The sequence below is a fragment of the Curtobacterium sp. B18 genome (assembly GCF_000333375.1).
GTDB lineage: Bacteria > Actinomycetota > Actinomycetes > Actinomycetales > Microbacteriaceae > Curtobacterium.
In genome coordinates this window covers 1-8,011 of the sequence record NZ_BACZ01000269.1, presented here as the reverse complement: position 1 = coordinate 8,011, position 8,011 = coordinate 1, and the positions used below count along the sequence as shown (strand labels likewise).

General features: G+C 74.8%; 9 protein-coding genes and 1 pseudogene. 7 read left to right on the top strand and 3 right to left on the bottom strand.

Annotation, left to right across the window (positions count from 1 at the left end):
* Together I5E_RS24330 and I5E_RS06815 are read left to right on the top strand one after the other, a co-directional pair.
* The coding region (locus I5E_RS24330) for a PLP-dependent transferase (RefSeq protein ID WP_148286887.1) at window positions 1-131 on the top strand (131 nt) is incomplete at its 5' end.
* A 9-nt stretch (window positions 132-140) separates the two neighbouring features.
* Window positions 141-1,073, top strand: a complete 933-nt coding sequence (locus I5E_RS06815) for a 4-(cytidine 5'-diphospho)-2-C-methyl-D-erythritol kinase (protein WP_022906324.1) — start codon at window positions 141-143, stop codon at window positions 1,071-1,073.
* Window positions 1,074-1,106: 33 nt separating this feature from the next.
* On the opposite strand, the gene I5E_RS21360 is transcribed toward I5E_RS06815, so the two are convergent.
* Window positions 1,107-2,780 carry a glycosyltransferase family 39 protein gene (locus I5E_RS21360; protein WP_022906323.1) on the bottom strand — a complete coding sequence of 558 codons (1,674 nt, stop codon included), beginning with the start codon at window positions 2,778-2,780 and terminating at the stop codon, window positions 1,107-1,109.
* Window positions 2,781-2,872: 92 nt separating this feature from the next.
* On the opposite strand from I5E_RS21360, the gene I5E_RS06805 reads away from it, so the two are divergent.
* From I5E_RS06805 to I5E_RS06785, 5 genes are all read left to right on the top strand, one after another.
* Entirely contained in the window at window positions 2,873-3,283 is a 411-nt protein-coding gene (locus I5E_RS06805) for a TOBE domain-containing protein (protein WP_022906322.1), read from the top strand.
* Entirely contained in the window at window positions 3,280-4,455 is a 1,176-nt protein-coding gene (locus I5E_RS06800; RefSeq protein ID WP_022906321.1) for a ThiF family adenylyltransferase, read from the top strand. The genes I5E_RS06805 and I5E_RS06800 overlap by 4 nt, the downstream gene beginning before the upstream one ends.
* The gene (gene modA, locus I5E_RS06795) at window positions 4,452-5,273 is read left to right on the top strand and encodes a molybdate ABC transporter substrate-binding protein (RefSeq protein ID WP_022906320.1); all 822 of its coding nucleotides are present in this window, start codon (window positions 4,452-4,454) and stop codon (window positions 5,271-5,273) included. The genes I5E_RS06800 and modA overlap by 4 nt, the downstream gene beginning before the upstream one ends.
* A 102-nt stretch (window positions 5,274-5,375) precedes the next feature.
* Entirely contained in the window at window positions 5,376-6,146 is a 771-nt protein-coding gene (locus I5E_RS06790) for an ABC transporter permease (RefSeq protein ID WP_031261762.1), read from the top strand.
* On the top strand, window positions 6,143-7,174 hold the full coding sequence (locus I5E_RS06785; RefSeq protein WP_022906318.1) for an ABC transporter ATP-binding protein: 1,032 nt from the start codon (window positions 6,143-6,145) through the stop codon (window positions 7,172-7,174). The genes I5E_RS06790 and I5E_RS06785 overlap by 4 nt, the downstream gene beginning before the upstream one ends.
* Before the next feature lie 28 nt (window positions 7,175-7,202).
* Here I5E_RS06785 and I5E_RS06775 read toward each other — a convergent pair whose 3' ends face one another.
* The gene (locus I5E_RS06775; RefSeq protein ID WP_022906317.1) at window positions 7,203-7,442 is read right to left on the bottom strand and encodes a MoaD/ThiS family protein; all 240 of its coding nucleotides are present in this window, start codon (window positions 7,440-7,442) and stop codon (window positions 7,203-7,205) included.
* A gap of 2 nt (window positions 7,443-7,444) precedes the next feature.
* Window positions 7,445-8,011, bottom strand: a pseudogene (locus tag I5E_RS06770) (GTP 3',8-cyclase MoaA); the annotation flags it as partial.

Sequence of the window (8,011 nt, the reverse complement as noted above, 5' to 3'; positions counted from 1 at the left end):
TGCAGATGACCTCGGCGGAGCGTGCGCCCGCGGGCGTCGCGACCGGGCTGATCCGCCTGTCGATCGGGCTGGAGCACGTGGACGACATCCTCGCGGACCTCGCGCGCGGCTTCGCGGCTGCGTCGGGATAGGTTGGGGGCATGACCACGTTGGCCGCACCGACCCGCGTGCGGACGCGCGCCCCCGGGAAGATCAACGTCTACCTGTCGGTCGGCGCGCTGCAGGACGACGGTTACCACGACGTGGCGACGGCGTACCAGGCGGTCTCGCTGTACGAGGACGTCTCGGCGGAACCCGGCGACGACTTCTCGGTGACCTTCACCGGACCCATCGACACGCGGGCGGTGCCGGTCGACGAGTCGAACCTCGCGATCCGTGCCGCCCGGCTCGTGGCCGACGCCGCCGGGTACCGCGGGGGCGTCCGGTTGACCATCGACAAGCAGGTCCCGGTCGCCGGCGGGATGGGCGGGGGATCCGCCGATGCCGCCGCGACCCTGCTCGCCGTCGACACGCTGTGGGGGACGGCGCTCGGGCGTGAGGAGCTCCTCCGGCTCGCCGCGCAGCTCGGCGCCGACGTGCCGTTCGCCTTCGCCGGCGGCACCGCGGTCGGCACCGGTCGTGGCGACGAGCTGAGCCCGGCCCTGGCCAAGGGCGAGTTCCACTGGGTCCTCGCGCTGAGCGACGACGGCCTGTCGACGCCGGCCGTGTACCGCGCCCTCGACGAGCACCGCGAGCGCTACCGCGCGGACATCGCCCCCGCGCCGACGACGCCCGTGGTCGAGGCGAACGTGCTGCAGGCCCTCCGCGCCGGCGACCCCGACCTGCTGGCGGACTGCCTGCACAACGACCTGCAGGCCCCGGCGATGCGCCTGCAGCCCACGCTCGCGACGACGCTCGAGATCGGCGAGAAGGCCGGTGCCCTCGCCGGACTCGTCTCGGGCAGCGGGCCGACCGTGGCGTTCCTCGTCGCCGACCGCGACGCGGCACTCGAGGTGCAGGTCGAGCTCAGTGCCGCCGGCATGGTCGCGGTGCGTGCCGCCGGTCCCGTGCACGGCGCCCGCCTCCTGCACTGACGGGCAGGCGCTCGGGCACGCGCTCGGCGTCGATCAGCTGCGGACGTACTCCGTGATGACGACGGTGCCGGTCTTCCAGTGCTCCTTCGCGGTGAACCCGTGCTCCGCGAGCACCGCGGCGGTCTCGGGCTCGATGTTGCGCGCCTTCACGGTCCCGCCGACGAACCACACCGTGTCGATGTCGCCCAGGCGGCTCGGGATCGTGGTGGCGAGGTCGCCCGTCTGGTTCCAGAGGACACCCGACTCGGTACCGAGCTTGCGGACGCCGAGGTCCGTCATGCCCGTGAACGCCGTCGGGTACGAGACGCGGATGATGTCGGCCGTGGTGCCGGGGTGGCCGTAGACACTGCCGAACACGACGCCCTCGTCGGCGTCGGCCCGGTTGCTGCTGCGCTCGGCCGAGATGATCGCGGCGGCACGGGCCCAGGTGGAGTCCTGCTTCGCGAGGGGCTCCTTCACGGCGACGGCCGTCGGGACGGACAGCACGAGGACCGCGGCGACGACGGTGGCGAGCAGGGCCTTCGGACGGACGAACGTCAGCGCGAGGGCGATGAGCAGCGCGACGAACGGCAGGCTGAGCGAGGCGTACTTCGGGGAGTACAGGTGCTTGCCCATCGCCGTGGCGAGGACCAGCGCGGCGGTCGGGATCACGACGAGCGGCAGGGCGACGCGGACGGCCTGAGCGCGCACGAGGGACCGGACGGTCGCGGACCGTCGGTGTGCCTCGACCAGGACGAGCACCGTGCCGCCGAGCATCAGTGCCCAGGCGCCGGCGGCGTACACGTCGACACCGCCGAACCACGCCGTCGCGAACACCTGGGCGACGGTCCGTTCCCCGATGCCGGCGATCCACGCGACCTGCTTCGACTGTGACGCCACCTCGACGACGAGGGGCGAGACGGCGACGGCGGCGATCGCGGACGCGATCGCCCAGCGCACGACGACCCCGCGGGTCACGAGTGCCGGGCCGAGGTCGGGGCCACCGCGGGACACCGTTGCGCGGCGCACGGCGGCGCGTCGGGCGAGGAGCGTCCACAGCAGGGTCACGGCGTGCGCGACGACGGCGAGCGACAGGTAGACGTTGAAGGTGACCGAGACGAGCGCGAGTGCCCCGTAGGCCGCCCACCAGTGCAGGCTGCGCCCGGTGCGGGTCCGGCGGACCGCGGTCAGGCCGACGAGGGTGAGGCAGGCGGCGAGGGTCGTGATCGTGGCGTAGGGGCGCCCCTCGGACGCGGCCCACTGCACCCGCGGCAGCGCGATGAACACGAGACCGGCGGTGATGCCGAGCCGGCGCCCGCCGAGTCGACGGCCGAGGGCCACGAGGAGCCCGGCCGCCACCCCGATCGCGAGGGCGCTCGGGAACCGGAGCGTGAAGGGCGTGTACCCCACGAGCCAGAACCAGACGTGCATCAGCGCGTAGTACAGGCCGTGCACGGCGTCGACGCTGTGCAGCTCGGCCCAGAGCTGGGGCCAGCTCCGCGTGGCGCTCGTCACCGTGGCGGCCTCGTCGTACCAGAGCGACGGCACCCAGGCGAACGCCGCACCCACGAGGACGCCGAACGCGCCGACCGTCAGCTCCGGCGTGCGGACGACGGCGGCACCGGCGCTCGACGCGAGGCCGCGCAGGCGCGTCCGGAAGCGGGCACGGACCGGCGCGATCCCCGGGGAGCGGGGGATGCTGATGGTGCCGGTCCGTGGTGCAGTCACGGTGAGGACGGTATCCGCGGCGGCTGAGCAGGTGCCCGGCGTCCCGGCAGGCGAGACTGAGAGTTCCCCATACCGGTATCGTGCCGAGGACCATGACGAAGCTCCGCATCCGCGACGCCGCGCGGTACCTCGGCGTCAGCGACGACACCGTCCGACGGATGGTGGACGCCGGTGTGTTCACCCGGTCGACGGACGGTTCCGGCCGGACGGTCGTCGACGGTCGCGAGCTCGCGACGCACATCCGCGGGACCGCCGCCCAGCTCGACGACCCGTCCGGTGCGAGGAGCTCGGCCCGCAACCGGTTCGTCGGGATCGTCACCGACCTCGTCGTCGACGGGGTGATGGCGCAGGTCGAGCTGCAGAGCGGCCCGCACCGCGTCGTGTCCCTGATGAGCGCCGAGGCCGTCCGCGACCTCGGGCTCGAGGTCGGCACCGTCGCGGTGGCCTCGGTCAAGGCGACGATGGTCTCGGTCGAGGTGCCGGCGGAACCGGCCGACGCATGACCGACGACCGACGCCGGCTGCTGTCGCGCACCGCAGCGCTCGCGGGTGCCGGTGACCGGGCCGTCCGGGCGCTGGCCGAGGCGAGCGTCCTCGTCGTCGGGGCCGGCGGCCTCGGCGCACCCGTGCTGACCTACCTCGCCGGGTCGGGGCTCCGCCGCGTCACCATCGTCGACCTCGACGTCGTCGACACGTCGAACCTCGCACGGCAGACGCTCTTCGCCCGGGCGGACGTCGGCCGTCCCAAGGCGGAGTGCGCGGCCGAGCGCGTCCGTGGCGTCGACCCGGAGCTCGAGGTGGTGGCGATCGCCGAGCCGTTCCGCCCGGAGCACGTCACGGGGCACGACGTGGTCGTCGACGCCGCGGACAGCGTCGAGGTCACCCGGGCGATCTCGGACGCCTGCGCCGCGGCCGGGATCCCGTTCGTCTGGGGGACCGTGCTCGGGACCGACGGGCAGGTGTCGGTGTTCCACGACGCCGGCCCGGAACCGATCGACTTCCACGACCTGCACCCGGACGCCCTGCCGGACGAGGGGTCCTGCGCGCTCGACGGCGTGCTCCCCGCGCTCTGCGGTGCCGTCGGCAGCGTGATGGCGGCGCAGGTGACGGCCCTCGTCGCCGGCATCGGGGAACCGTTGACCGGTCGGGTGCTGACGGTCGACGCCCGGCGCTGGCGGTGGACCGAGAGCACGCTCCGCCGCGGCCCCGGGTCCCGCCGCCCGGCCCCGACGCTCGACGACGCCCCGCCCCGGATCGCACCGGCCGCCCTCGCCGCGCGACTCGGCCGGTCGGCCGACGGGAGCACGAGCGACGGCAGCACGGACGACGGCAGCACGAGCGACGGCAGCACGAACGACGGCAGCACGGACGACGACAGCCGGTCGGCCGACGGCCGGTCCGACGCGACCGTCCTCGTCGACGTGCGCACCCCGGCCGAACGGGCCACCGGCATCGTCCCCGGCAGCCTCCGTCCGGAGGACCTCGCCGCGGACGACGACCGGCCCCTCGTGGTGGTGTGCGCGAGTGGCGTCCGCGCAACCGCCTGGGCGCGCACCGCCCGCGCCGCCGGGCTCGACGCGACCGTGCTCGACGGTGGCATCCAGGCGTGGCAGCGCGAGGGACTGCCGATGACCATCCCCGCATCGGCCGCAGATGCGGGTACGATCGGGGAATGACGACGCACGTGCGGAACGCCGCCCTCCTGTTCGCCGCTGCCGCACTCGCCGCCGTCGGCCTCGCGGGATGTGCGACGACCGGCACGGCCGCCCCGAGCGCGAGCGCGCGCACCGCGTCGTCCGGCAGCGCATCGGCGAGTCCGACCGGCACGATCACCGTCTTCGCGGCGGCGTCGCTCCAGAAGACCTTCACCACCCTCGGCGAGCAGTACGAGGCCGCCCACCCGGGGACCACGATCACCTTCTCGTTCGCCGGGTCGAGCGACCTCGTCACCCAGATCCAGAACGGCGCCCCCGCCGACGTCTTCGCCTCCGCCGACGAGGCGAACATGCAGAAGCTCGTGGGGACCGACGTCGCCGCCGGCACCGCGCACGACTTCGCCACGAACGTCCTCGAGATCGCCGTGGCACCCGGCAACCCGAAGGGGATCACCGGCCTCCGGGACCTGACGGCGTCGGACGTGCAGCTCGTCACGTGCGCGACCCCGGTTCCGTGCGGCGCCGCGACCGCGAAGGTCGAACGGGCGAGCGGCGTCGACCTCCGCCCGGTCAGCGAGGAGCAGTCCGTGACCGACGTCCTCGGGAAGGTCGAGTCCGGGCAGGCGGACGCCGGACTCGTCTACGTCACCGACGTCGAGGGCGCAGGCGGCAAGGTCGACGGCGTGCGCTTCGACGCCGCGTCGAAGGCCGTGAACACCTACCCGATCGGTGTCCTGCGGGACGCGGCGAACCCGCGCCTCGCCGAGTCGTTCACCGCGTACGTCCGCTCCGACGCCGGCCGGGAGGTCCTCACCGCCGCCGGCTTCGGCGCCCCCTGACCCGTGCCCGAGGCGACCGAGCCGACCGGTGACGCCGGCCGCACCCCCGACCGAGCGGTCCGCGCCGCCGGGCCGCGGGCGGTCCGCGCCGTCCGGACGCCGGTGCCGTGGTGGCTCCCGCTCCCGGCGGTGCTCGGCGGCCTGTTCGTCGTGGTCCCGGTCCTCGCGATGGTCGGCCGCGTCGACTGGGGCTCCTTCGGCGCACTCGTCACCTCGCCCGCGTCGCTGACGGCCCTCGGGCTGAGCCTCGGCACCGCGGCGGCCGCGACGGGGATCGCGTTCGTGCTCGGGTACCCGCTCGCCGTGCTCTTCGCCCGGTCGACGTCGCGGTGGATCGGCGCGGCCCGGGCACTCGTCCTGCTGCCGCTCGTGCTCCCGCCGGTGGTCGGGGGACTGGCGCTCCTCGCGGCGTTCGGTCGACTCGGCGCGGTCGGCGCGTGGCTCGACGACCACGGCCTCCGCATCGCCTTCACCACGACCGCGGTCGTCATCGCCCAGACCTTCGTCGCGATGCCGTTCCTGGTGTCGTCCATCGAGGGGGCGCTGCGCGTCGGCGGCGACCGGTTCGAGCGGGTCGCCGCGACGCTCGGAGCGTCCCCGACCCGGACGTTCCTGACCGTGACGACACCACGCGTGCTGCCTGGGATCCTCGCCGGCCTCGTCCTCTGCTTCGCCCGCGCGCTCGGCGAGTTCGGGGCCACCCTGACCTTCGCCGGCAGCCTGCAGGGCGTGACCCGGACGCTGCCGCTCGAGATCTACCTGCAGCGCGAGATCGACCCGGACACGGCGGTCGCGCTGGCCCTCGTGCTGGTCGTCGTCGCGCTCGTGGTCATCGGCGCGTCCGCGGTCCGCACCCGGACGGTGATCGCATGACGAGCGAGCACCCGGGACACGACGGCCTCCGCGCCCACGTCGTGGTGCCGGACCGCGGCGTCGACGTGCGACTCGACGTCGCCCCGGACGAGTGCGTCGCGCTGGTCGGTCCGAACGGCGCGGGCAAGTCCACCGTCGTCGAGACCCTCGCCGGCCTGCTGCGGGTCCGGTCCGGCGCGGTCGTCCTGGGCGGGCGCGACCTGACGGGCGTCCGCGCACACCGCCGCGGCGTCGGCCTCGTCGCGCAGCGCGCCGACCTCTTCCCGCACCTGTCGGTCGGTCGCAACGTCGCCTACGGACCGCGCGCGACCGGTTCCGGCGGCCGGGAGGCGCGACACCGGTCCGACGCGGCCCTCGCCGCCGTCGGCGTGGCCGGGTTGGCGGACCGCGCCCCCGGGACGCTCTCGGGCGGACAGGCCCAGCGCGTCGCGATCGCCCGGGCACTCGCCACCGACCCCGTGCTCCTGCTCCTCGACGAGCCCACCTCGGCGCTCGACGTCGACGCCCGCGCCGAGGTCCGGACCGCCCTGGGCACCGCCCGCGCCGGTCGACCGACGGTCCTCGTCACGCACGACCCGCTCGAGGCCGTCGGCCTCGCGGACCGCATCGTCGTGCTCGCGGGTGGCCGGGTGGTCGAGCAGGGACCGACCGCCGCCGTCCTCGGCCGTCCGACCAGTGCGTTCGCGGCGTCCTTCTCGGGGCTGACGCTCGTCGGCGGCACCGCCACCCGGGGTGGGATCGCACCGGTCGACGGCGGCGAGCTCGTCTCGACGACGCACACCGTGCCTCCCGGGTCGCCCGCCCTCGCCGCCTACCACCCGACGGCCGCCGTCGTGACCCGCGACGGCGCCGGACCGACGCGCCGGGTGACCGCGCTCGAGCCGCGGGACGGACTCGTCCGGGTGCGGGCCGGTGCCCTCGTCGCCGACGTCACCGTGGCGGTCGCGGCGACGCTCGGACTCGTCCCCGGGGACGTCGTGCGCATCGCCGTGCCGCCGGACGAGCTGACGGTCTACCCGCCCGCCTGACCCGACGCTCTGCGCGGGACGGACCGGTTCAGCCGCCGGCGAAGGGCGGCATCACGTCGACGACCGCCACGCCGTCGAGCCGGGTCGACCGGTCGCGCGTGGTCACCCCGTCCACGAGGTAGGAGCACCGTTCCTGCAGTGCCCGCCAGCGGTCGGGGTCCTCGGCCGTCACCGACCGCAGTGCGTCGTCGAGCGCCGAGGCCCGCACGGTGACCTCGTCCGCGCCGACCGCAGCACGGGCCGCCGCGAAGAACCGGATCGTCGTCACGCTCAGCCCCCGATCGCGCTCATGCCGCGGGTGGGGTGCACGAGGTCGTCGCTGTCGTCGCCGTGGTCGCGGGGCTTCGCCCACATCGCCCGACGCCAGAGCTCGGCGACCTCGTCGTCGGAGGCGCCGGCGCGCATCGGACCGAGGACGTCGGTCTCGTCGTCCGAGAACAGGCAGCTCCGGACGTTGCCGTCGGCGGTCAGGCGGGTGCGGGTGCAGTCGGCGCAGAACGACTCGGTGATGCTCGCGATGATCCCGATCGTGCCGAGTTCGGCACCGACACCGCCGTCGGCCGTCCGCGCGAGCACGCGGAAGCGCTCGGCGGGAGCACCGTCGCGGGGTGCCTCGTCCGGCACCAGGGCGAACGTGTCCGACAGCATCGCGCGGGTCTCGGCCGCGGTCACCATCGACGTGCGGTCCCAGGCGTGGTCGGGGTCGAGCGGCATCTGCTCGATGAACCGGAGCTCGTAGCCACGGTCGAGGCACCACTGCATGAGGTCGGGTGCGAGGTGGTCGTTCACGCCGCGCAGCAGCACCGCGTTCACCTTGATCGCGAGACCCGCTGCCCG